The following is a 24,448-nucleotide window of genomic DNA, read 5'->3' on the forward strand; positions in this document are numbered from 1 at the left end:
TAATTTCTATCCACGCATCCCGTGAGGGATGCGACTGGCTCGTTTTTCATGCTGTTTTGAGGTGCGTTTTATTTCTATCCACGCATCCCGTGAGGGATGCGACGCAAAAGTATTGGGCCGAATACGACGTCGAGCAGATTTCTATCCACGCATCCCGTGAGGGATGCGACTTTATGGACGCCATGCTCGACGCCCTTTTCGAGATTTCTATCCACGCATCCCGTGAGGGATGCGACGCTGTGCGCCGTACTCGCCCATGTTGTAGGCCATATTTCTATCCACGCATCCCGTGAGGGATGCGACGACGGCCGAGATAGCTCCGCTCGTGATTTTGCAATTTCTATCCACGCATCCCGTGAGGGATGCGACTCGAGCAGTTGAAAAAGCAGGCGCAGCCCATCGTAATTTCTATCCACGCATCCCGTGAGGGATGCGACTGTACGGAAACTCCGGCCGCTCGGTGATGTCTCGATTTCTATCCACGCATCCCGTGAGGGATGCGACGCTTTATCGGGGCTCAAGACCCGGACGGAGGCCATTTCTATCCACGCATCCCGTGAGGGATGCGACGACCTCGCCGCCGAGAAGCCGTGGCTCGAGAAAATTTCTATCCACGCATCCCGTGAGGGATGCGACGAATCAGCCGCGGCGCCTAAAGAGAATACGAGAATTTCTATCCACGCATCCCGTGAGGGATGCGACACCCTGAGCGTCCTCCAATGAACGTGCCCCATCAATGATTTCTATCCACGCATCCCGTGAGGGATGCGACCTGACAATAGAGGCAAGCACCCTAGGCCAATAAGTATTTCTATCCACGCATCCCGTGAGGGATGCGACGGTGAATGTACAAAAATAGCTGAAGCGGTTGCAATTTCTATCCACGCATCCCGTGAGGGATGCGACCGAATCGCCCCCGACAGAGATCGAAAAGCCGGGAATTTCTATCCACGCATCCCGTGAGGGATGCGACGGCCCTTCCCTATCCAGTTACTAAAATCCTTGGTATTTCTATCCACGCATCCCGTGAGGGATGCGACGGCAAAATGCGACAAAACTATCTCTTGATTATGTTGCATTTTGCTGAATATTAAAAAATTGTGAGCAGATTTTCCGTTTTAAGAGTAATTGCATATCCAAAAGATTGCAAAAAACGCACAATTTAATGAATGCATAGGTGCGAAGCTACCGGAAAATCGTGATCACTTGTACTTCGCGCGTGAAATTGCTTAGAACTTCTTCCAAAAGGATGAAGCTTATTAGAACTAGGCGGTGCGAAGTTCTTTGGCGAGTTAAAAATTATGGAACCTCCTGCTTTTTGCATATAAGACCGAAAGACTTTGAGCTGGAAGAAGGCAGTGAGAACTGTATCGGACGGTTTAAAGATACTGCATATTACTTTGCTGATTCAACGCAGATGATCAGGCATAGACACAGCTTATTATTGCCATAGGGAAAGGAGGGAAAGCGGACTTGACGATGCTCACTTATTTCCATAAAAACGGTGGATATTCGTCCAGATCGCCTCGCAAATACCGGGCCAGCAGCAAGGCTTGAAGATAAGGCACCAAGCCCCAGGGGATTTTTTCGTTCAGATAAGGATGCTTGATCATTTCTTGTTTTCGTTGCTGCCAGTTTTTGAGCAAGGTGCGGCGGGCCTCGTCACTCATCATCACGCAGCCGCTTTCACGAATCTCAAAATCGCTTTTGGAGAACATGCGGTTGTTGATCATGCTTAATACAAAACGGTCCCCCATACAGGGGCGCAGCTCCTCCATTAGATCCAATGCCAGAGAGGTTCGTCCCGGGCGATCCCGATGGAGGAAACCCACGTAAGAATCCAGCCCCACCGCTTCCAGTGCACTCGCACAGTCATGCGCAAGCAGGGTATAAGTAAATGAAAGCAGGGCATTTAATGGGTCGAGCGGGGGACGGCGGCTGCGGCAATGGAAATAGAAATCCTCTTTTCGGCTAAGGATCATGTCATCCAACACCCCGAAATAGGCAACAGCCCCCACACCTTCAAGCCCCCGCAAGGATTCCATGGACGTTTCGGCGGCAACACCCGGCAAAAGCTCTTTGAGCTTTTCGGAAGCGGCTTTGAGTTTTTCATCATCCACCCGCAAAGAGTGATCCCGCCGGGTGCGCTCGATGCTGCAGCGTGCATTATAGAGTTTTCCAAAAATCGATCCCCTGGCAATACGGCAACTCTGAGAGGGATCGTCCGCGACGCGATATTGGAGGCGGCGCAATAAAACATTGCCATTGCTCTCGCCACATACGCGGGCTAAAAATTTGCCGCGCGGAGTGCAGAAAGCCAAGGCAACTTCCCGCTCGGTGCAAGCTCCCATGAGAGCGGGGGATGCCCCAGCGTAAGAAAATGAAACGATCCCGGTCAGCGTGTGGAGCGGAAATCGGCCAATTGCGGTTTTGTCACGGTTGACTACAACATTCTCCCCATCCAGAGACAGGTAGGCGTCCTCGGAGGTGACAAACAGGGTGTTGAGCAGATGCCTCATGGCGTTTCCTCCCAGTGTTCACGAAGATAAACACTGACCGGACGGCTGCGCAGCAGCTGCGGCAGGCACAATTCTTTAAGAGAACAGGCATTACAGGACTTGGTCGGCTTGACTTTGGGCGTATACCCCTTGCGGTAGAGCTCATGCATTTGTTGTAAACAATCCCGCACATTTTGCCGCAGTTCCTGGGTGAAAACGACAGGTTCACGGTGCCGGAGCTCGCCGTAATAAAGGGCGCCTTGTGGAATCTCACAACAAAGCATTTCTTCCAAACAAAGGGCCTGCGCACAAAGCTGAAGAGTATCACCACTCTGCGGGTTAGGTTTGCCGCGCTTGTATTCGACTGGGAAGGGCTGCCAGAGCCCCTCACGCCCTGCCAAGGGGATACCCTGTGGGCTGCGTTGAAACTCAAGCACATCGCATTCACCTGAGACGCCGAGCGTACGAGAGAATACGTTCATTCCATGTGTAACGATGAGGTTACCCCTGCTGTCGGTGAGCTCTTTGTTATGAGCGCGTTCATGCAGCAACGCGCCGTCCACTGTGCGCAGGTTTTCGGCCCATTGGTGTTCGATGTGGATCAAAGCCCATCGCCTGCGGCAAAAGCGGAAATGCTGCAGCCCCGAGAGCTGCAGGAAGTCCTCCTCGTCATATTCCATCGATTACCTCGCAGGAGAGCCCTGGCAATTGTGCCAGCGTAATGCTGTAATCATCCACGGCAGAAGGGGCTTTCAAACCTTCCTTTAGCCGCACGCTGACCAGAGAATGCACCTTTGCGGAAGAATATTGCCCGCTGGGGCAATTATGCTGCCACCAATAAAGCTTATAGACCTGCATTGACCCTTCCGGCCGAGCAGAAGAGGCATCGTTTTCAAACAGAGTGCGCAAACATTCTTTGATGAGGGCGGCATCTTCGGCAGTGAAGCCGGTTTTTTGCGCCAGCTGCACGTTGATGGCCCCTTTGATTTTATACAGCCCAAAGCGCACCATGTGCTTTGAGCCCATGGTATCGGAAGAACGCTTTTCGGAAGGGTCGCCGTTGACGCTTTTGGTGATTTGGAGAGAATCGATTTCCACCGGAGAAATGCTGACCGCCTGATGAATGGATACCGGCCCGCGCACCCCCACCGATACACCATCACCGCCGGTGGCTTTAAAAGCAAACACCTGGCCAAAGCTGCGGACATCGAGCCATTTTTCGCAGGCCAGACGCGCGTATTCTTCCCGGTCTTTTATTTTGCCGAGCGTGGTGGAGGCGCGCTCGCTGAGGCTGCCGAAACCGTCGCTGCGCCGGTCATCGGACTGCACGAAGATATCGGCGCCCAAATCCTGCATACGGTTGCGGATCTTGCGCTTGATGCACACATCCGAAATCTGACCATAGCCGTTATAGTCGGTGCGGGGACGATTTCCATTGAGCGGATCGCCGTTGGAGTTGGCGCGCTCGACGCTGACCAGGACAACAAAATCGATCTTATTCTGCAGCAGGCTCATTGTTTTCTTCCTCCGTTTTGTTTTGATCTTTTTTCTTTGTGAGTTCAAACCGCTGGTGGTAGTAACCCAGCAGATAAATATCGTCCAGCTTACTGTCCAGAGCGGGGTCATCGGCTGACAGGGCGTCGACAATTTCCTGAACGATGCGCTTGTAATAATTGCGAAGCCCGGGGGCAAGGCTTTGATAGTAAGGGATGAGGGCCTTTTCCAGAATGCCCCACGCATACAGGGGACGCTCGGAGAAGACGGACTGCAGGCGGATGGCGTTGGGCTCGCGTTTTTCCTCGCGGGAATAGGTGCTGCGCTCGACCAGTTCGGCCACCGCCAACAGCCGCCCATATAGATAGCTTCGGGCGCGGTTTTCTTTGTCTAAACTCAAGGTGCATACCTCCTTTTCATGTTCGCCAAGTTCGTTTTGATATTTTCGAACCAGGGCGCAGGTAACTGCAAGCACCCGCTCCCGATTGCCGGGATTATAAGCCAGCGGTTGGTTTGCCCGATGGATCAGTGCCTGCACAATATCATAGGGGAGCTTTTGACAGTCCAGAATGCAGTGCAGCAGCCTTTGAACATGTTCGCGCAGAACCCGGTCATCGACCTCAATGAAATCGCTTCTTTGGGTGCCAAAGGCACAGCGCACAATTTCTTTGAGAGAGGGTGACCACATGCCCCGAAAACTGGTGTTCCACACGCAGCTGAGATACCATTTTTGCAGCCGCAGGAAAAAGTCGCTTGCCTTCAACTCGTTGTAATAGGTGACGGAAAGCCGCCCGGTCGTGGCGGCATCCAGAGCGGCGATAATAACATCATCGGATGCACTTAGCTTCAGTTGATACCCTTGCAGGGCGCTGAGAAGCTGCTGGCGATAATCCACAAAGGTGGCCTGTGGAGGCAGTTCGGAGTTCATGCCGAGAAAATCCAGCGAAGGAAGAGGATTCCCGCTCGGATTCCACCACACGAAGGTCCGCCCCCCCATCACGACTCCGTAATTGGCTACGAGCCAGCGCAGGGCGTTGTGCGCCTTTTGCGATGCGGTGTAGCCAACCGAACCCACTTGGCTGACATTGGCGAAGCGGCCGCGATAGGTGAAGCCGCTGCTGTCGTTCGAGGAGATGAGTTTGGCCCCAAAGTTGGCGGCCACCACCCCTTTGGGGTGACTTTGTGCGGGGATATCCAGTTCACCGCAGAGCACGCAGGGCTCTGCGGTATCCGGATCTTGCAGGCTGTGATAAAAAGCGATATAGGATTCAAAAAGAGAGGGATCCTGCCAACAGGCGGAGGGACCTGCTGCCGGAGAAAGGATCCGCCAACGCACCATACACTTTTCATAGCTGACCCCGTCGACCTTGCCATCTGCAAGGGACCCGTCCTCTTGCAGCGAAATGATGCCCGAGGCGGCCAAATCCGTGAGGATGGTGCCGCCCTGGACATAACGCAGCACAGCCTGTACCTTCGGGTGGGAATGCTCAGACTGTGCCCAGCGCCCCAGCAGACTGAGATAAGCATTACATTTATCGCTTCCCGGGGGCGAGAGGTATTCCAGCTGGTCAGACAGAGGATGAGGGCGAATGACGTTGCCGGTGCGGGAGGCCGAACCTTCGCTTACGGGAATAATGGTGCGGGCTTGCGCCTTGGAAACAGTCCTAGCCTCTTGGAAGGTGCCGTCTTGATGGATGGTGAGTTCGATTTGCGCTTTTTGAAGGATATGAGAGATGGGAGCGAGCGTTTCCCGCCCATCCACCGGAATCCCGGCCAGATGCGCCTGGCTTTCATAAGTACGCAAGGCGGCTTGAAGCAGCCCCATTATACCACCTCCTCTGGAAACTCACGATGCCCAATGAAGTTTTGGTGCCTGGCCCCGAAAGGCTTAACTGGCATCTGCCGCGATGGGCGGGCAATGGGGCAATCTTGTGGGGGGATAAAATCGATCTGCCCACAGCGCATCACCGGATACCAGTAACGTAGGGTCATGTGCCCTTGGGTTTCGGCGGAATAGGCTTCGTCGGCATAGGTGATGCCATGGGGCATAAGGCCAAAGGCCAGTTCAGGGATGTTTCCGTAATAGCTGGTCCCTTCCTGAAAGGCGCAGGGCGCAACATAGCCCTGGCATTCCCTTGTGCCCAAAAAGATATCGCGCCGGCCGCCCCGTTCGATCATGCGTTTGGCGATGTTGTGGTGCTTGTTCTCGTTGCGGTCCTCTGCAAGTTCTGGTCGGTTTTCGTTCCAGATAAAGTGAGCGCGCACCCGGTACCGGCAATCCTTGAGATAGGTATAATAGGACAGATCGTTTCCGCCGCTGTATTTGATGGGGCGAATGCCCTTGACCTCGGTTTGGATCGGGTTCATGACCCGCACCGCGTCGATCACCCAGATAAAGGTGGGCTTCCAATAGATCGAGGAGACAATCCCCTTCAGCGCCTCGTATGTGGGGATCTGCAGGGTGCATTTTTCCCCGCCCACCCGCATGACCGGATCGGAGAAAAGGGCATAGTCGCCCCAGACTTCAAATTCCACAATGTTTTTGTGTTCCATGTTACGCCTCCAAAAAAAGTTGATCGCCACCGCAAAGATCGATCCCGGTCTCTTCGTGGTAGAATTCAGGCAGAACTGCAAGGATCGCCCCCTCGCAAAGAGACCGCAGACCGTGTTGCTGCTGGAGTTGCTGCAATTGGTAGCCAAAAAGTGCGGCGCAGTAGGGCTTTGCCTGTTGAAGCAGCAGGCCGCGGTAATGAAGGTCGTGCCGGGCCCGCTCGGAAGCAAACGCCTCGATTATTCTCATCCCTTGTCCATAAGGGACAAGAACATCGACGGTTTGATCATCAAAAACCTGAAAGGCGTCGCCTGCAGTGCGAAAAGCCTGGCAAATGGTAGGGGGGACCGAATCCGGTTTCTTGCTGCGAAAAGTGCTGTTGTGTGAGAGCAATTCGTAGAGAGTGCTGTGGAACGCTGGAACGGTATAGTCTTGTGCATGAAGGGGCATAGCGCTGAATAAACGGCGATAATAGTACCGGATCGAGCATTCGGATTGGAGGGAGCCGCCAAAAGAACCAGGGTCGGCTGAAAAGCAGGAGAGCAATTCAGTGGTGGCGGTTTGGGCCGCCTCGATCTCCTGCAGAAAATCCAGCTTTTCACCCTGGAAGTTGATGATGCAGACCGGGCATAACCGCCCAAATTCGCCGTGGCGGTTACAACGCCCGGCGGCTTGAATGATGCTGTCCATTCCGGCATTGGCGCGCATCACACAGCCAAATGAAAGGTCTACGCCAGCTTCTACCAATTGGGTGGCTACACAGATCACCCGCTTTTTTGCACAGAGGCAGCGACCGATCTGCTGGAAAACATTGGATCTGTTGGCCATGCACATAGCGGTGGACAGATGGAAGACGCTGGCTTTTGTAACGCGCAGTTCCTGATACAGGGCCCGGGCCTGCTCCTTTTTATTGCAGATGATCAGAACACTTTCAAAAGAGGCAATTTGCTGAAGTGCAAAATCGGCCACTGCCGCGGCTGTGTAACCGCCTGGCCTGCGCCGGTCGAGGATCTCGGTGCGGAGGAAAGGCTTCCACAGCGCAGGGTCGTAAGGCACCAGATCGGGAAGGGGAGCGAGGGTGAGCGGATGTTCTGCCTCCTCTAAACAGGGCTGGGTGGCCGAACAGAGGATCACTGTGGCACCGCAGAACGTTGCCAGGAAATTAAGGGCAAGATCAAACAAAGAGAGCATATGCCGCGGAACGGATTGCACTTCATCCAATACGATCAAGCTATTGGCCAACGCGTTCATCCGGCGGATACATGAGGGGCTGCCGGAAAACAGCGTATTCAGGAACTGGACCAAGGTGGTGATGACCACAGGCGCGCGCCAATTTTCGGTCAGCAATTCGTTGGGGTCCAGCTCATCCGTGCTCGTTTTTAAGCGGAGAACATCAGAATGATGCTCCAAGATCAAGTCATCGCCCTGAAGGTAATTCCGAATAACCTGCGCATTTTGTTCCAACACACTGAGAAGCGGAATAATGAAAAACAGACGCCTGTTGTTGTGACTGGCGGCAAAAGCGAGGGAAGCCCGCAGGCTTGCAAGGGTTTTGCCGCTGCCAGTGGGCACACAGAGACGATAAATGCCAGCCTCTCGGGTGGAGAAAGCGCGGCATTGTTCTGAAATGGAAAAACGCGCCTGGTCAATTGCTTTTGCGCGGCCAAATTCGGAGAGCTTTTTTTCCATATAGAATAGCTCTTGCTGCCAGAGCGGACGCATCTCGCAGGGAGAAGGGGGAAATTCCATCGCATGCATGAACTCGGCAGTGTCTTGCCGGTCGGCATCGATCAGTGCCGAAAGGACCAGGCGGCTGAGAAGCGAGAGGTGGAACTGAAGCTCTTCGCGGGAATGGGAAACGCCTTTACACAGTGTGACGGCCTGCGTCAGCTCCCTTACAGACTTCTCAAAGAGCGTGTCCACCTGAGATGGTTCGGCACAAAGAGAAAAAAAGTGTTCCCTTGCTTCTGAATAGGAGATCCCCTGCTTTTCAACGCGATGGGTGAATCCGTTCTCTCCATTGGGATCCACACAATCAAACTGACCGTGATGGGAACCAACAACGAAAGCAAGAATTTCACATGCCATGTTGTGGTAAGGGTCACCATGCACGTCGAAGTAGCGCTCGAGCAGCAAGCGGACCCCGGCAAAGGTATGGTTAACACTGCCGCGGTGTACCTTTTCGCCCCGGGAAGCACGATCGAGATAATCGGAAAATGCCTGGCAAAACTTCCCCAAATCATGAACGAGGCCGACAAGCTGGCCGGTGTTGGCAAGCTTCAACGGTTCCAGGGTGGCACGGGTATAATGGGCCACGTTGTGACAGTGCGCTTGGACTGTTTGGACTTCTTCGATTTTTTCGTTCGATACCCGGATGTGAGCAGGAAACAGGTCGATAAAATCATCTCCCCTTAAACTGATAAAAAATAACCAATTTTAATACTAAATTAGTTTAAAATTTAGATATTTTAATGGTTTCCAATATAATAATATTGCTTTTTCAGACAAAAGTCAACAGTTGTGGGAGGTCCTTCCAGAGGATAGGTTTGAGAAGATATCATCTTTTTAGGGAAGCCAGTCCTTTTGAATCCTCTGCCAGTAAATACACTTCCAGATTGCCGCCCGATTATAGGGTAACTCAAATTGTAGCCCTGCTTCTCGCTGATTCAGCCTTTGTTGTCTCATCGCTTTGGCTGCCGATTGTTTAAATTAAGCTGCGCACCTTTTACCTTACTTGGCGCGCCTCTTGGCATAGCAATACACCCCTAAAGTTAGTTTCAGTATATCATACTGTCCTAACTTTAGGGGTGAAGTTCAGGCCTGCCGGTGTTCTTTATTGCACAGCAATAAGAACATTATTTAAGATGACAGGATTTCTCGTTATTGGGGAGGCAAATGAAGCATATGCCTCCCCAATATGCTTTACGACGCTGCGGCTGTTTTGGGTTTTACAGCTTGGGCGAGGGATCGAACTCCGGGTTGACGGCGTAGAAGTTCCGGGAATCCAGGTCGGACTTGATGAGCTCGAGGGCCTCGCCAAAGCGCTGGTAATGCACGATTTCGCGCTCGCGCAGAAAGCGGATGACCTGCAATACGTCCGGGTCGTCCACCAGGCGGATGATGTTGTCGTAGGTGGTGCGGGCCTTTTGCTCTGCTGCCATGTCCTCGCTCAGGTCGGTGATGGCGTCGCCCTTGCTGGCAAAGCACATGGAGGTGAAGGGCGCGCCGCTGGCGGCCTGGGGCCACACGCCGGTGGTGTGATCCACAAAATAGGCGTCCATGCCCTGGGCTTTGATCTCGCTGGCCGAGAGGCCCTTGGTGAGCTGGTACACCAGCGCGCTGACCATTTCCAGGTGGGCCAGCTCTTCGGTGCCGATGTCGGTCAAGAGGCCGGCGACGCGGCGGTCGGGCATGGAGTAGCGCTGGGAGAGATAGCGCATGCTGGCGCCCAGCTCGCCGTCCGGCCCGCCGTACTGCGTGATGATGACCTTGGCCGCCCGGGCGTCCGGGCAGGCGATCTTTACAGGGAATTGCAGACGCTTTTCATAACTCCACATGGCTCAATCCTCCTTTTCCCAGGGCCAGGGGCCTTCGGTCCAGTTCCAGTGGCCCGCGCCGCCCGCATCGTAAAAGTTTACCGGCCGGCCCTTTTGGGCCAACACATGCGCCAGTTCGCCGCGGTTTTTGCCCAGCGACGCATACATGGAAAGAGCCGCCTGCTCACAGGGGTGAGTGTCAAGAAACAGGCGGATGTCGTCCATGGCAAAGCTCAGTGCGCCCAGCTCGGTCTGGGCCTGGGCATAGGTCAAAAGCTTCATGAGCCCGATTCCTCCTTCCCGCAGAACGGCAGATCCAGTTCTTCAAATATGGTGCCATGCAGCCAGCCCTGGGCCGGCTCGTACAAATGGCGGAATACCTGCATGGGCAGGCTTGCAATTGCCAAAGGCAGCATAAGCGTTTCCCTCCTTTGTAATGTTGGGCGGGCGCTGTGCCCGCCAAGCCACTCTATGCAGCCGGGGGCTGCCGGGGTGCAGGGGCGGGCGGCGCGCCGCCCAGACCCAATGCCCTGTTCAAGCGGCCTTTTTGTGATATAATAAAGCGGTAACGCCACGGAAAAAGAGGAACCGCCCATGCGATCTGATTTACAGCCGAACACAAAAAAACAGTGGCTTGCCGCCTGCGCCTGCGCGCTGGCCGCGCTGGCCATGTGCGCGCTGCCCTTTTTGGGGCCCGGCCTTGTGGCCCGGCACGACAGCATTTTTGCTTGCCGTACCACGGTGGCGGCCTCGTGGTCTATGATGAGATGCCCCTTCTGCGCTGGGGCCTTTTTGTAGCCATAGGGGGCGAAGGAGCCGATGTGGAAGCCGTTTTCGCGGCGGCTGGTTAAGACGCTGCGAATGTTTTCAGAGAGATCTTCCAAATACCATTCGCTCACCAGGCCGTTGATCTGCCTGGCTTTTTTGTTGCCCTTGTTGGCACTGTCGGCGTTGGCGACAATGCTGACAAAGCGGATGCCCCACAGCGGAAACAAACCATGGATATACTTTTCCTCAAGTTCCAATTCACGGGTAAAGCGGGACTGGGTCTTGCAGAGAACGATGTCGGATTTTTTCTGCCGGGCGGCCTGCAGCAGGCGGTTGAAGGCGGGGCGGCTGCGGTCCGCGCCCGCATAGTCGTCGTCGCTGTAAACGCCGTACACCTGCCAGCCCTGTTCCATTGCATATTGCAGCAGCATTGTTTTTTGATTTTGGATGCTGCCCGAGTCGTCGGTGGAAAGCGGCTTGTTCCGGTCCTCTTCCGGCAGGCGGCAGTAGATCGCTATCCTTTGCGGGGACGCCGGACGGCCGGAGGGCATGCCGTGGGCGGCTTCGCCCATCATTGAGGACCTCGGGGGCATTCTGCACCGCCTTGTTCCAGCAGTTTGATCAGGTCGGCCCATTTTTGTGTGAACCGCTCGGTCAAAATGGTTTGTTCATCGCCGCAAAAACGCTTTTGCACAGAAGCGCAGCCATGGCCTGTGTGGGCATGAAAATTTCCCCCTTTCGCGCAATGGACAATATAGTTTATGAGCAGGGGCAAGGCCGTGATTGCTGCTTTGCTCTGCGCGAGGAGCTATTTGCGGCAAAAGAAGGCCGCGACGCTGCAAAAGCGTCGCGGCCTTCTTTTTTGAGTGACGGTCAGTGCCCTGCCACCATACAAGCCCGGAGGGCGCCGGCATCTGGCATGGCAGGGATGGCCCCCGGCTTTGTGGTGGTCAGGCTGCCGGCAGCATTGGCAAAGGCCAAAATATCGCCCCAGACCGCCGCGGAAAGCGCCCTCAGGCTGTCTGTATCCAGCCCCCTCACACGAAAAAGCAGCGCCCCCCAGAAGGCGTCGCCCGCGCCGGTGGTGTCGACGGCGGCAACGGGATAGGCGGGGCGGTGCACACTGGTGGTGGCGGTCTGCACAAAAGCGCCCCCGGCGCCCTGCGTTACCACCACCACCGCCGGGCCAAGGCCGCGCAGCCGGGCGGCGCCCACTTCCAGATCACTGGTGTCGGAGAGCAGCACAAGCTCTTCCTCCGAGACCTTCACCAGGTCGGCCAGACGCAGCGCGCTGCGCAGTTGAGCGGCGGCGGAGCTTGTATCCTGCCACAACAGCGGGCGATAGTTGGGATCATAGCTGACCAGCGCGCCTGCCTGCCGGGCCTGCTGCGCGGACCACAGGGTGGCGCGGCAGCAGGGCTCGTCGGTGAGGGAAACGCCACCAAAATGAAAAATGCGGCAGTCCCGAAGCAGGTCCGGCGGCACGTCTTGGCGGCGCAGCATGATATCGGCCCCTGGCTTGCGGTAAAAACTGAAGCTGCGGTCACCCGTAGTGCTGAGCTGCACGAAGGCCAGGGTGGTGGGGACCGTTTCGTCCACTGCGAGCCCCGAGAGATCAATGCCCGCCTCCTGCATGGTTTGGCGCAAAAAAGCGCCGAAGGCATCGCAGCCCACCTTGCCGATGAAGGCGGTGCGGGCGCCCAGCTTGGCGCACATTGCGAGCACGTTGGCGGGCGCGCCGCCGGGGTTGCGCGCAAACAGGGCCATGCCCAGTTCGCTTGTGCCGGCGGGGGTGAAATCGATAAGCGATTCTCCAAGGGCAACAACGTCGAACATTTTAAGGCTCCTCTCTTTTCAAACGCAGGGCCGCAGCGGCCAGCAGGTATAGCTCGCCGTTATCTGCCCCTGCTCTGTGCGAAGTGAGATGTAGGGAAGGCTTTTTTCGGGATAGATGAGGCTGCTCATGGAGGCGCAGCCTCTTTCCCCAAAAAGCTCCACGGAAATTGTGTCGCAAAAGATGCGCAGGAGAAGCTCACCGCCGGTTACTTTCAGCGGAGCTTTGCGGTTGCCGTTGCACTGGCCTCCGTCAGAATGAGTGCGGTCCAAAAAAAGTTCCCCCGCTTCCAGATCCAGCAGGATACGTGTATAACGTCCCTCTGCGATGCGCAGGTCAAGCAGGATGCGGCGGGCGGTGGCGCCATCCAAGAATAGGCGAAGCTCCAGCTCACAGCAATCGGGCGAGGGGCAGGGCAGGCGGACCTCATCTGCCGCAATGGGCCGCCGTTCCACACGGACCGGTGCAAGGCGCAGCCCGTTGAGTTCGGCCACAGGCGCCGCGGTGAGACGGCCTGCGGGATCGAGCTGCAGCTGGCGCGGTAGCGCCATGCAGCCGCACCAGCCCTGCTGGGCCGTTGGCCCGAAGCTCTTCCACCCGGGCATCCAATCCCAGCCATTCTGCCATGCCATGGCAATGCGGCGCCCACCCGGAGCGCCATAGGATTGCGCGGCGTAATATTCGCCGCCCCAATCCAGCACACCGTCCTGCTGGGGGGTGAAACGGGGCGTTTCAAAATCCATTTCGCCCACCCAATACACGGCGGTTTTGGCACCGCAGAACATGGGCGAGAAGGTGAGGACCCATTTATTGCCCAGGGGGAACAGATCCGGGCATTCCCACATGGTGCCGAAGCGGCCTTGCGACTGTGCAAAAACACCCAGGTAATCCCACTTCAGCAGATCGGCGGAGCGGTAGAGCAAGGCGCCGCCATCGCCGCCCTGACGGGCGCTTCCCCCCAACGCCGCGCCCAGCACCATGTACCAGAACCCGCCGTGGCGCAGCACCTTGGGGTCACGCAAGTCGCAGGGCACATTCGGCGGCAGCCCTGCGACGATGGGGTTATGCTCCGGCTTATCAAAATGGACGCCGTCCCGGCTGAGGGCCAGACATTGGGTGACGGGGTTTCGAGCGTGCGCATTGACCGCGGTGTAGACCAGCCCCAGCATGCCGCCCGGCAGCGGCACGGAACAGCCCGAAAAGCAGCCGCCCTGGGGATCATCGTCCAGCGCGCCGCTGGGGGCGAGGGCGAGGGGCAGATGCTGCCAATGGAGCAGATCCGGGCTTACCGCGTGCCCCCAGTGCATGGAGCCCCAGTGGGGTGCATAGGGGTTGTGCTGGTAAAACAGGTGGTGACGACCGTTATAATAAACGCAGCCGTTGGGATCGTTGGCCCAGCCTGCGGGAGGCATAAAGTGATAGCGCTGCCGCAGCGGGGAGGCGGCAGCCAGCGGTTCGAGCTTCGCACGGGCGGCATGGGCGTGGGCCAGCCGCCTGCGATGGGCTGTATGCGGCGAAGGATCCATAAAAACCTCCTTACAGCGGTGCGCCGCTGCACTGCAGAGAAGGTGCAGAGCGGCGCCAAGTAAAAATAAGGACCCGGCAACGACCTGACCGAACCGGGCTGTACAAGGTTAAGATAGAACACTTGTTTGCAAATGTCAAGAAAAAATGAGAAATAGCACAAAAAATATTGACATAAATATTTACAAATGATAACATATAATTGTCAACTGCACACTACAAACCGTGTGCGAAAAATAGAAATATGTAAAGGGGACGATCAGCAGTGAACAAACGAGAAAGAGTGATGGCCGTGATCGAGGGAAAATGCACAGATTACGTGCCCTCGGGGTTTTGGCATCATTTTCCGGAGGGGTATGCGGAAGGGGAGAAAACCGTGAAGATCCATATGGATTTTTTCCGGAACGCGGATACCGACCTGTGGAAGGTGATGAACGAGCACCTTTTGCCCAACCTGCAGATCCGAGACCCGGAGCAATGGAATCACATAAAGCCCTTTGACAAAAAAGCGGATTTTGTTGTAAAGCAGGTGGAGCTTGTAAAACGCATGGCCGAGGAGGTGAACGGAGAGGCGGTGCTTTTGGCGACCGTGCACGGTATTGTTCCCTCGCTGTTTCACGCGACCGGCGGCACAGACCTGCAAAACTCGGACAAGCTCGCACTTGTAAAGCATCTTCGCGCAAATCCGCAGGCAGAGCGCGTTGCGATCGAGGCCGTGACGGAAATTTTGGCGTATCTTACTGAACAGTGCCTTGCCGCAGGCGCCGACGGCATTTTTTATGCGGCCCAGGGCGGCGAAAGCTACACATACACCGACGAGGAGTACCGCGAGTTCATTGCCCCCGGAGAAAAAACGATCCTGCGGGCTGCTGCGGGAAAAAAAGCGTTCAACATGCTGCATATGTGCAAGGACAACAACCACCTGGAACGGTACGCGGATTACGATTGTGAGGTGGTGAACTGGGGCGTTTATGCCGGCAATCCCCCGCTGGCGGAGGGGCGCAGGATATTTCCCGGAAAGGTGATCCTGGGGGGGCTGGACGACCGCGCGGGCGTGCTGGTGGAGGGCACGGAAGAAGAGATCGAGAAGGCCGTGTTCGAGGTGCTGGACCAGATGGGAACGAAAAACTTCATGCTGGGTTCGGACTGCACGCTGCCCAACGAAATTGAACCCTCGCGGGTGAAATTGGTGGTGCGCGCGGCGCAGAGATACGCGCGCCTGCATACCTGATAAAAAGGCCGCCCGGCGCAACCAAAATTGCGCCGGGCGGCCTTTTTATCAGGTGGAACCGCGTATTTTGAGCTCGGTTTGCAGAAACACGAATTTCGCCGGACTGCCCGGATATTCCAGCCGAGAAATCAATTCTTCGGCAGCCTGGGCGCCCAAGGGAATCTTGGGGGTGTGCACGGTGGTGAGATGGGGTTCGATGATCAGGGCTTCCGGCACATCGCCAAATCCGGCGACCGCCATATCCTGCGGGACCTTTACCCCGCGCTCTTTCAGCACCTGGATCGTTTCGATGGCAAGGCTGTCGCTGGCGCACACGATCGCCGTGGGCAGGGCAGGAAGCTTGTCGAATTGGGCGGAAAGCCATTCGTGGAAAGCGCTGGAAAAGCGATTGGAAAAACCGGCGGCGCCGAGAGGCTGCTCCACAGGGAGATCGCGATACATGGCGCTGTGTTCTTCCAGAAGACAACAGGCCTCGTCCACAGGCAAGCCGGCGGCAGCCAGCGCCTCACAGAAGCCAAGATACCGGTCGAGATTGCTCAGACAAGCTTTTGGGTTGCCGATGAAACCGATGCGGCGATGGCCCTTTTCCCGGATCAGGAAGGTTGTAAGGCGGCGCATGCTGTCGCGGTTTTCCATCATTACGATATCAAAGGGCAGCGGCTGTTCGCGGACCTCGGGCGGCGCCTCGAGCAGCACGGTGGGCAGGCCCTGCTTTTGCAGCGCCTGCAAAAAGGGGAGAGAAAAGGTATCCGCACAGATAAACCCGGCGGTCCTGTCGCTGACGGCGGCGGGAAGGCGGCATTGATCCAGATCGCTCTGCGGCAGGGCGGTGAGCTTTAACTCATACCCCCGCTGCGAGAGCTTTTCCGCAATTCCCTGGAGGACCAGCGTCCAGAAAGACAGCTGCAGCGACCCCAGCCTGGTCAAAAGCATGATTTCCCGGGAGACCTTTGTCCCTTTCTTTTCGAACAGAGAATAGGAGAGCCGCTTGTAGTTCATTTTCATGGCCTGCGCAAGGACCCGATCACGGGTGCTGTCGGGAACATTGGGGTACCCGTTCAACACCTTGGAAACTGTGTTCCGCGAAAGATCCAGCGCATCGGCGATGTCCTGTAAGGTCACATTGTTGCCCAAATTCGCTCCCTCGCAATCCAATATATCCCAAATGCAAATTTACATTATTATCACACAATTGTGCAGAATAGTCAATCTTTTCTTGTAAACAAAAAAATCCGGATTACTTCTTTGAAGCATATTGACATTTTTCCATGCAAATGTTAATATCTAGTTGTCAAATAAACAAATAATGATTTACAAATATACATTTTTGAGTTGACGTTTTTGGGCTGTGAATATTTTAGGAAAGCAGATGCGTTTCTGCGCCCGGCAGGGCGTGAAAATATTAAAAAAGGAGAAGGTATTGGTATGAAAAAAATAGTCGAGCTTTGCAAACGCGGCATTTGTGCGGCGCTGTGTGCGGCGTTTCTGGCCGGATGCGCAGCAGCGCCGGGGGAAAGCCCCTCCAGCCGGGCGCCTGTGGCCTCCGGCGCAGAGGACGCCGTTTCCCAGGCGGCATATGAAAAACCAGATGCCGGCAGGACCGCGGTGCTCAAGCTGTCCTGCGCTGCGAATGAGGCTGAAAAACAGCTGATCGAAGAGGCGATCGGGCGGTTCAATGAAAAGTATCCCAATGTGAAGGTGGAGACCACCTTTTCTGTGGGGGACTCTTGGCAGGATTACAGCAGCAAGCTGGTGGTGCAGATGGCGTCCGGCAACGCGCCCGATGTGGTGGGTGTGGCCATCGAGGGGACCCGCATGATGGTGGGCAAAGAGGTGCTGATCCCCCTGAATGATTACCTGCAAAATGACCCGGACGGGGAGGAAATGCTGCAGGATATCACCAAGACCGCCTGGGACGCCTTTACCGTGGAGGGCAGCATTTACGAGGTGCCCAAGGACTCGAACATCGTGGTCATGTTTTACAACAAAAAGATGTTTGCGGATGCGGGCATCCCCGAGCCCGACCCGGACTGGACCTGGGATGATTTCGTTTCAATTGCACAGAAACTGACCACAGGCGAAGGGGAGAGCAAGGTGTGGGGATATATGGTGCGCGACAACATCACCACCGGCTACCTGCCCTTTTTGACCACCAACGGAACGAACCTGCTGAACCCGGAGCTGACCGCTTCCAATTTGAACGATCCAAAAGTTCAGGAGTCCTTCCAGTTCATTTATGACCTGGTGCACAAATACAGGGTCGCGCCTGTGCCGGAGGCAAAAACGGACATTATCAATTTGTTCGCGGCGGGGCGCGTTGCCATGATCCCCACAGGTATGTTTGCGATCCCCACCTTTAAAGAGAACGGTTTTACGGATTATGCGATCGCGCCGCTGCCCAAAAAAGAGAGCCATTCCGCATCTTTTGGGGTCGGGGGCCTGGGAATCGTTAACAGCTGCAAGGAAAAAGACCTTGCCTGGGAGCTGGTAAAGGAGCTTTCGTCGAAAGAGTTCGCCATGCGCTGCGCTGAAGAGCAGACGACGCTGCCGGTTCGGCGCTCGGCTGCGGAATCGGAGGCGTTTACCAAGGTCATGCCCAACGCGCAGCTGTTTTATGAAGAGCTGGAGAATGCCTCGGCTTTTCCGTGCCCTTACATCTACCCGGATATGAGCAGGATCGTGATCAGCATGCCGCCGGGCTGAGGGTTCTTTTCGAACACGGTGGGGCGATAGCCCTTTTCGGCCAGATAGCATGTTTGAGGCGCTGATCACGGACCAGGTCACGATCCCCGACGCGCTGGCGACGGCCCACGGGGAGCTGGAGCAGGCCTTCAAGGACGCAAGCTGACCTTGGGACGCGGAGGGACGGCAGCCGGGAGGCGCCGCCCCTTCGTATTTGAACATGAACGGGGAAAAGGAGTTTGCCATGAGCTCGATGAAAAAGAAAGAAGCCAGAGCGGCTTATCTGTTTTTGGCGCCGGCACTCGTTTTGTTTTTTGTTTTTGTTTTGGTGCCTCTGATCACCGTGATCGTGCTGAGCTTTTGCAGGTACGATATCATCAGCGCGCCGAAATTTACGGGGTGGAGCAACTATATGAAGCTGGCCGGCGACCGTTCCCTGGCGGCATCGGCAACGAACACGGCGGTCATGGCGCTGTTCAGCATGATCTTTATCATTCTGATCGCATTGCTGCTGGCAGTGCTGATCAACAACCGCTTGGGCCGTGTAACCAACTATTTTTTAAGGCTGGCGTACTTTTTCCCCGTAATCGTTTCGCCTGTGTATATTGCGCTGATCTGGGTGGAGTTTTTGGCGACCGATACGGGGGTGATCAACTATTTCCTGAACGCAGTGGGGCTTCCCTCGGTGGCGTGGCTCACGGAAGTGAAGATGGCGACGGTGACGATCATCATCGTGGAGGTGTGGCGGCAGGTAGGGTTTGCGATGATCATTTTTATTGCCGGGCTGAAAAGCATCCCGGTGGAGTATTATGAAGCGGCAAGCATCGACGGGGCCAATTCGGTGCAGGCGGCGCTGCGGATTACCATTCCGCTGCTGACGCCGACCATCCTGTTCAACATGATCATCACCACCATCAGTGAACTGAAGCTTTTTGCGATCCCCAATCTGATGACCGAGGGAGGCCCGGTGGACAGCACCCGGACGGTGGCGATGTACCTGTATCAGAATGCATTCCTGAAATTCAATATGGGATACGCCTCCACCATTTCGGTGCTTTTTATTTTGGTGATCTTTCTGCTGACGGCATTGCAGATGCATTTTAGCAAAAGGTGGGTGCAGTATACATGAGGATGTGTGGATCCAGAGGGCAGCGGGGCGGGCATGGCCGCCCGGCCAGTATCTCCACCCGTGTGGGGCACGGGATCGTGACGGCGATCATTCTGTTTTTTGGTGTGCTGATGATGACCCCCTTCCTTTTTATGTTCTCCACTTCCATGAGGCATTCCGCGGAAGCTTATAAACTGCCGCCGAGTTTGATACCGGAATCGTTTTTTCTGGGGAATTATGTGGAACTGCTGCAATCGAGCATCCCGTTCGGGCAGATGTTTATCAACAGTGTGGTGGTGGTGCTGGCCGTGATCGCAGGCCAGCTGATCGTGTGCTCCATGGGGGCGTACGCCTTTGCAAAGCTGGATTTTCCGGCGAAAAATCCGCTGTTTCTCTGCTTTTTGCTCTCGATGATGATCCCGGCGCAGGCGACGATCATTCCGATCTACATCATGATCAGCAAGCTGGGCCTGGTGGACACGCTGCCGGCCTTGATCCTGCCGGCACTGTTCAATTCGTTTGGCATTTTTCTGTTGCGGCAGTTCTTCATGACGATGCCGAAGGCGATCGACGAGGCCGCCAAGATCGACGGCGCCGGTTATTGGACGATATTCTGGCGGATCATTTTGCCCCAGGCACTCACCCCGCTGGCCTCGCTTACCATCCTTACCTTCAACAATGTGTGGAACGATTACTTTAACCCGCTGATCTTCATCAATTCCTGGGAGAAGATGACGGTCCCCCTGGGAATCGCCGCCCTGAAAGGATATATGGGCGCGGGCAACCGGGCGGTCATTATGGCGGGAGTGTCCCTGGCGGTGGTGCCGGTACTGCTGATCTTCCTGTTTTGCCAGCGATTTATCGTGGAGGGGCTGACCAGCGGGAGCGTGAAGGGGTGAACGGTTTACAGAGTAAACAGCGCAGTCGCAGCCAAGAAAAAAGGGGGATGTAAAATGAAACGGATCCAAGTGGCGCAGGACCTCACATTCTCGCAGGTGGTTTCGGGGTTTATGCGTGTTCTGGACAGCGGGAAAACGGGAAGAGAGACGCTGGACTTTGTGGAAAATTGCCTGGACATGGGCGTTACGACCTTTGATCACGCCGATATCTATGGCAATTATGGCTGCGAGCTCTTTTTTGGGGAAAATGTTTTAAAAAAGAGGCCGGAGCTGAGAAGAAGAATGGAAGTTGTGACCAAGGCGGACATTGTTCTGCCGGGGACTCGGGGAAACGAGATCCTTTATTACGACACAACCCGTGATCACCTTATAAAAAGGGCAGAGCGCTCACTTGCGAACCTGGGAACAGATTATCTGGACATGTTTTTGCTCCACCGGCCGGATCCGCTGATGGACCCCGGCGAGGCAGGGGCGGCGCTGGATGAGCTGATCGATACCGGCAAGATCCGCTATGCCGGCGTTTCAAATTTTAACCCGATGCAGACAGCGGCCCTTCAAAAACACATGAAGCACCGGCTCGTTGTGAATCAGGTGCAGCTTTCTGTCTGTGCGCCGGAGGTATTGTTTGACGGCACGATGGACGAGGCGCACATGGAGCGGCGCGCTGTGATGGCCTGGTCGCCCCTGGCAGGCGGACGGATCGGCGGGGAGAATGGCCGGCCGGAATTATGGCGGGAACTGGACTGCATTGCGCGGCAGCGGGGGACCGGGGTGGAACAGATCATGCTTGCATGGGTGCTGCGATGCCCGGGCCCGGTGTGCGCTGTGAGCGGAAGTTTCCGCCCGGAGCGGATCCGGCAGGCGGCAGAGGCCTGCAGGCTGGAGCTTTCACGCCTGGAATGGTTCAGGCTCCTGCAGGCATCCCGGGGCTTTCCCGTGCCTTGAGCCCCGAGTGCAAACCGGCCTTGCATGGATCACCCCAAAACGTAAAAAAGCGAGTGCCTGCCCCGCAGAAAAACAGCCGCAATGCCCGCGCACGCGGTGCAAAGCGGCTGTTTTTTGTACCTGAGGGAAAGTTGCTCTTAAAAAGGCGCGCCATCTGCTGCCATGTCCCCATGCAGGTCGGTGATGGCATCGCCCTTGCTTTGGAAGAAGGCCGAGGTGAAGGGCGCGCCGCTGGCGGCCTGGGGCGTGTGATCGACAAAATAGGTGTCGAGGCCCTGGGCTGGCTCGTACAATTTGCGGAATACCTGCATGGGCAGGCTTGCGATTGCCAAAGGCAGCATAAGCGTTTTCCTCCTTCGCGGTATTTGGCGGGCACAGCGCCCGCCAAACCACTCTATGCGGCCGGGGTCCGGGCGGATGCAGGCGCTGGTGCGGCGCTTCAAAACCCGTTTCTCTGTTCAACCGCTCTTTTTGTGATATAATAAAGCGGTAACGCCATTGAAAAAGAGGAACCGCCCATGCGATCTGATTTACAGCCGAACACAAAAAAACAGTGGCTTGCCGCCTGCGCCTGCGCACTGGCCGTGCTGGCCGTGTGCGCGCTGCCCTTTTTGGGGACCGGCCTTGTGGCCGGGCACGACAGCATTTTTCACCTGCTGCGCCTGGAGGGGCTGGCCGCGGCCCTTGGGGGGCACGCGGAGCTGCCGGTGCGCATTTATTCGCTGATGCTGGGGGGCTACGGCTACGCCAGCGGCATTTTTTACCCCGACCTGTTTTTATACCCCGCGGCGGCGCTGCGGGTGCTGGCCCTGACACCGGAGCAGACCTTCAAGCTGGTGATGCTGCTGTGCGTGGCGCTGCAGTGTGTGACCAGCTATTTTGCGGGCCGGGACATTACCAAAAGCCACTTTGGCGGGTGCGTGTTCCTGGTGCTCTACAGCCTGTGCCAATACCATTTTGCGAACCTGTACATCCGCAGCGCGGTGGGCGAGGCGCAGGCCATGGCCTTTTTGCCGCTGGCGGTGTGGGGGCTGTGGGACCTGACCGAGGAGGGGGCCAAAAAGCCCTGGCTTTTGTTTTTGGGCTTTACCGGCCTGATGCTGAGCCACACGGTGAGCCTGGCGCTGATGGGACTGCTGGCTCTTGTTTGGGTGCTGGCGCGCCTGCCCCGGGTGCTGCGCCCGCGCCCCCTTCTTTGCGGGCTGGGGGCCGCCGCCGCGTGCCTTGCGGTGAGCTGCTATTACTGGCTGCCGGTGCTGGAGCAGTTCGGCGCGGACCGGTTCAAGGTGAGTGAGGAGCCGCTGACCCATCTGGTAAACAACATGCTGGGGCTGAAAGAGTTGCTGAGCCCTTCCAGCTTTATGGGCGTGGGCCTGGGGGGGCTTTTGCTGGCGGGGGGCACGCTGGCGTTTTTGGCTGTGCCCCGAGGCAGAGCGCTTGTGAAAAACAGGGCCGGTTGGGTGTTTTTGGCGGCCGGCGCTGCGCTGGCCGCCTGCACCCTGCGCTGGTTCCCCTGGGGCTGGGTGGACGGCACCCCCCTGACCAGCGTGCAGTTTCCCTGGCGGCTGAACGCTTTCAGCCAGCTATTTTTCTGCCTGGGGATCGCCTGCTTTGCCGCCCGGCTGGACAAAAAAGCTTTAAAGACCGGAGCGCTGATCCTGGCGTTTGGCCTGTCGCTGGTGAACCTTTTGTGCCTGTGGCCGGCCTTGCCGGAGCGGGTGGAGTATGGCCGCAGTTACTTTACCTCGCAGCGGGGGGAGACCTTTTACCTGGTGGGGGCCGAGTGGCTGCCCGCGGGGGTGAACGCGCAGGAATTTGCCTTTGAACCGGGAGCGCAGTGGACCGACCGGGACGGCGCGTTCACCGGCAATTACCTGCCAAACGGCGATTTTGTGCTGGATTTCAGCGGGACCGCCGGGCCCTATGGCATCCCGAAGCTGTGGTACAAGGGGTATTCCGCCTGGCTGGACCCGGCGGACGGTTCCTCACGGGTGGAGCTGGGCCTGCACAAGGACGGCGCGGGCCGGGTGGAGCTGGAGGTACCGGAGGGACTTCCCGCGGGCAGGATCACGGTGAGCTACACCGGCACCGCGGCCCAGCGCGCGGGCAACTGGGTGAGCGGGCTGAGTGCGGTGGGGCTGACCGCGGGCGGCGTGTGGTACGCTTTGCGAAAGCGCCGGGCAAAAAACTAATCCGCTCCCAAAAGAACTGCCGCCCGGCATTGCCGGGCGGCAGTTCTTTTGGGAGCGGCTCTTTACACCCTGGCCGGCTGTTCGGCCCGCGCCATGGCCAGCTTGTAATCCGGCTGGTCGGTAAAGATCTCGTTTGTATAGGGGTTCTTTTTTTGCTGGATCGCGCGCTTTGCGATGATGGCCAGCACGAGCACGTTGGCGGCCAGCGCCAGGATGGCGATCACGCCCTGCATGGTGGGATCGGCGGCGGTGGGCCGCACGGCAGGATCCATCACACCGCCCGCATAGAGCACCGGCAGGGTGGCGAACACGCCCTGGTCCTGGAACAGGGGGAACACCTGGGCGAACATGCACCAGAGCGCCAGGGTGTTGGCCCGGTTCTGGATCCAGCCGCCCTTGTTCCACAGAGCGTTCGCAAAGGTGGGGGCCAGCAACAGGGCCAGGCCGCAGTACCAGGCGTGGGTGGGCAGGTTGTTGTAGGTATACTCAAAGTTCCACAGATCGTAGGCGATGATGAAATACCAGGTCATGTCCGGCCAGAGCATGTCGTCGTGCTTTTTGGAGGAGTAAATGCCCCACCAGCCGGTCATGCACAGGATGTTCAGAATGCCCGCGATGCCGTTCACCCAGTTCCACCAGCCGCCATACAGCCACACGTTTTCGCTGGAGAGCCACCACCGGTCGCCGGTGGCGGCCAGGGCCATGGCCCCCCGGATACCGCTCTCGAAATCGCTGCCGACGGCGATGAGGATGTTGATGGCCACGATCACAAAGGGAAAGGCCTTGAACCAGTGGGTCTTGCCCACGCCCCACTTGTATTTGAGCATCATGAAGCCGATGCACCCGGCAGTGGCCGCGTACAGCTTTGCGTAGTGGAACCAGCTGTTCATGTGCAGATAGGTGGGATTGTTGAGCGCCCACTGGGCGCCCATGCCCGCGCCCACGTAGATGGAGATGAAGTAGACGCTGAGCGCCGCGGGCAGCGCCATGAAGAACAGGATGCCGCCGAGCTTGGAGCGGCGCGAGAGCTCGTTGGCGATGACCAGCGCCGCAAAGACCAGAACCCAGCCCAGCAGCTGCCAGCCGGCGTTTTCGCCATAGATCTGAAATAACATACAACATTCCTCCTAAAATAAGATCTGAATGAGTTTGCCCCCCTTTTGGGGCGGCCCCCCGCAAAAAGGGC

The 24,448-nt window shown here is 56.8% G+C and carries 20 protein-coding genes, 1 pseudogene and 1 CRISPR repeat array; of the genes and pseudogenes, 6 read left to right on the forward strand and 15 right to left on the reverse strand.

The features are described from left to right. Positions 1-2 precede the first annotated feature (2 nt). A CRISPR array of direct repeats spans positions 3-1,040; the repeat unit is 33 nt; unit sequence ATTTCTATCCACGCATCCCGTGAGGGATGCGAC. 447 nt (positions 1,041-1,487) lie between these two features. The 12 genes and pseudogenes from cas1c to ACMLHZ_RS00865 all read right to left on the reverse strand — a co-directional run bounded on the left by cas1c (position 1,488) and on the right by ACMLHZ_RS00865 (position 14,207). After that, positions 1,488-2,519: a type I-C CRISPR-associated endonuclease Cas1c gene (gene cas1c, locus ACMLHZ_RS00810; RefSeq protein WP_418665921.1), complete on the reverse strand. Its 1,032-nt coding sequence runs from the start codon at positions 2,517-2,519 to the stop codon at positions 1,488-1,490. After that, the gene (gene cas4, locus ACMLHZ_RS00815; RefSeq protein WP_418665922.1) at positions 2,516-3,178 is read right to left on the reverse strand and encodes a CRISPR-associated protein Cas4; all 663 of its coding nucleotides are present in this window, start codon (positions 3,176-3,178) and stop codon (positions 2,516-2,518) included. Before cas4 ends, cas1c begins: the two co-directional genes overlap by 4 nt. Continuing rightward, entirely contained in the window at positions 3,168-4,013 is an 846-nt protein-coding gene (gene cas7c / locus ACMLHZ_RS00820) for a type I-C CRISPR-associated protein Cas7/Csd2 (RefSeq protein WP_418665923.1), read from the reverse strand. Before cas7c ends, cas4 begins: the two co-directional genes overlap by 11 nt. Then, a complete protein-coding gene (cas8c, locus tag ACMLHZ_RS00825; protein ID WP_418665924.1) occupies positions 3,994-5,817 on the reverse strand; it encodes a type I-C CRISPR-associated protein Cas8c/Csd1 in 1,824 nt (607 codons plus the stop codon). The genes cas7c and cas8c overlap by 20 nt, the downstream gene beginning before the upstream one ends. Then, entirely contained in the window at positions 5,817-6,545 is a 729-nt protein-coding gene (cas5c, locus tag ACMLHZ_RS00830; protein ID WP_418665925.1) for a type I-C CRISPR-associated protein Cas5c, read from the reverse strand. The genes cas8c and cas5c overlap by 1 nt, the downstream gene beginning before the upstream one ends. 1 nt (position 6,546) lies before the next feature. Further along, positions 6,547-8,964: a CRISPR-associated helicase Cas3' gene (gene cas3 / locus ACMLHZ_RS00835; RefSeq protein ID WP_418665947.1), complete on the reverse strand. Its 2,418-nt coding sequence runs from the start codon at positions 8,962-8,964 to the stop codon at positions 6,547-6,549. A 527-nt stretch (positions 8,965-9,491) separates the two neighbouring features. Next, positions 9,492-10,100: a manganese catalase family protein gene (locus ACMLHZ_RS00840; RefSeq protein WP_418665926.1), complete on the reverse strand. Its 609-nt coding sequence runs from the start codon at positions 10,098-10,100 to the stop codon at positions 9,492-9,494. Positions 10,101-10,103: 3 nt separating this feature from the next. Next, complete coding sequence (locus tag ACMLHZ_RS00845) at positions 10,104-10,361, reverse strand: spore coat protein CotJB (RefSeq protein WP_418665927.1); 258 nt, start codon at positions 10,359-10,361, stop codon at positions 10,104-10,106. Then, entirely contained in the window at positions 10,358-10,801 is a 444-nt protein-coding gene (locus ACMLHZ_RS00850; RefSeq protein WP_418665948.1) for a spore coat associated protein CotJA, read from the reverse strand. The genes ACMLHZ_RS00845 and ACMLHZ_RS00850 overlap by 4 nt, the downstream gene beginning before the upstream one ends. 6 nt (positions 10,802-10,807) lie before the next feature. Next, positions 10,808-11,398 (reverse strand): annotated as a pseudogene (locus tag ACMLHZ_RS00855) (recombinase family protein); the annotation flags it as partial. 322 nt (positions 11,399-11,720) lie between these two features. Continuing rightward, a complete protein-coding gene (locus tag ACMLHZ_RS00860) occupies positions 11,721-12,683 on the reverse strand; it encodes a carbohydrate kinase family protein (RefSeq protein ID WP_418665928.1) in 963 nt (320 codons plus the stop codon). 18 nt (positions 12,684-12,701) lie between these two features. Further along, positions 12,702-14,207 (reverse strand): glycoside hydrolase family 32 protein, encoded by a 1,506-nt coding sequence (locus ACMLHZ_RS00865; protein ID WP_418665929.1) that lies wholly within the window; start codon positions 14,205-14,207, stop codon positions 12,702-12,704. A gap of 263 nt (positions 14,208-14,470) precedes the next feature. On the opposite strand from ACMLHZ_RS00865, the gene ACMLHZ_RS00870 reads away from it, so the two are divergent. Then, positions 14,471-15,436, forward strand: coding sequence for a uroporphyrinogen decarboxylase family protein (locus ACMLHZ_RS00870; protein WP_418665930.1), 966 nt, complete (start codon positions 14,471-14,473; stop codon positions 15,434-15,436). A gap of 48 nt (positions 15,437-15,484) precedes the next feature. On the opposite strand, the gene ACMLHZ_RS00875 is transcribed toward ACMLHZ_RS00870, so the two are convergent. Then, positions 15,485-16,570: a LacI family DNA-binding transcriptional regulator gene (locus tag ACMLHZ_RS00875; protein ID WP_418665931.1), complete on the reverse strand. Its 1,086-nt coding sequence runs from the start codon at positions 16,568-16,570 to the stop codon at positions 15,485-15,487. A gap of 291 nt (positions 16,571-16,861) precedes the next feature. Between ACMLHZ_RS00875 and ACMLHZ_RS00880 the strand changes: the two genes are divergently transcribed. From ACMLHZ_RS00880 to ACMLHZ_RS00895, 4 genes are all read left to right on the forward strand, one after another. Further along, entirely contained in the window at positions 16,862-18,139 is a 1,278-nt protein-coding gene (locus tag ACMLHZ_RS00880) for an ABC transporter substrate-binding protein (RefSeq protein ID WP_418665932.1), read from the forward strand. 223 nt (positions 18,140-18,362) lie between these two features. Next, positions 18,363-19,247 (forward strand): carbohydrate ABC transporter permease, encoded by an 885-nt coding sequence (locus ACMLHZ_RS00885; protein ID WP_418665933.1) that lies wholly within the window; start codon positions 18,363-18,365, stop codon positions 19,245-19,247. Further along, complete coding sequence (locus tag ACMLHZ_RS00890) at positions 19,244-20,125, forward strand: carbohydrate ABC transporter permease (protein ID WP_418665934.1); 882 nt, start codon at positions 19,244-19,246, stop codon at positions 20,123-20,125. Before ACMLHZ_RS00885 ends, ACMLHZ_RS00890 begins: the two co-directional genes overlap by 4 nt. Before the next feature lie 54 nt (positions 20,126-20,179). Then, positions 20,180-21,070: an aldo/keto reductase gene (locus ACMLHZ_RS00895; protein WP_418665935.1), complete on the forward strand. Its 891-nt coding sequence runs from the start codon at positions 20,180-20,182 to the stop codon at positions 21,068-21,070. A gap of 137 nt (positions 21,071-21,207) precedes the next feature. Here the strand turns inward: ACMLHZ_RS00895 and ACMLHZ_RS00900 are convergent, their stop codons facing one another. Then, positions 21,208-21,411 (reverse strand): hypothetical protein, encoded by a 204-nt coding sequence (locus tag ACMLHZ_RS00900; RefSeq protein WP_418665936.1) that lies wholly within the window; start codon positions 21,409-21,411, stop codon positions 21,208-21,210. A 177-nt stretch (positions 21,412-21,588) separates the two neighbouring features. On the opposite strand from ACMLHZ_RS00900, the gene ACMLHZ_RS00905 reads away from it, so the two are divergent. After that, positions 21,589-23,262 (forward strand): 6-pyruvoyl-tetrahydropterin synthase-related protein, encoded by a 1,674-nt coding sequence (locus ACMLHZ_RS00905; protein ID WP_418665937.1) that lies wholly within the window; start codon positions 21,589-21,591, stop codon positions 23,260-23,262. 62 nt (positions 23,263-23,324) lie between these two features. Here the strand turns inward: ACMLHZ_RS00905 and ACMLHZ_RS00910 are convergent, their stop codons facing one another. Next, entirely contained in the window at positions 23,325-24,377 is a 1,053-nt protein-coding gene (locus ACMLHZ_RS00910; RefSeq protein ID WP_418665938.1) for a DUF5692 family protein, read from the reverse strand. Positions 24,378-24,448 lie beyond the last annotated feature (71 nt).

Origin of the sequence: Allofournierella sp. (assembly GCF_048388525.1) — a bacterium.
Classification (GTDB): Bacteria; Bacillota; Clostridia; order Oscillospirales; family Ruminococcaceae; genus BQOK01.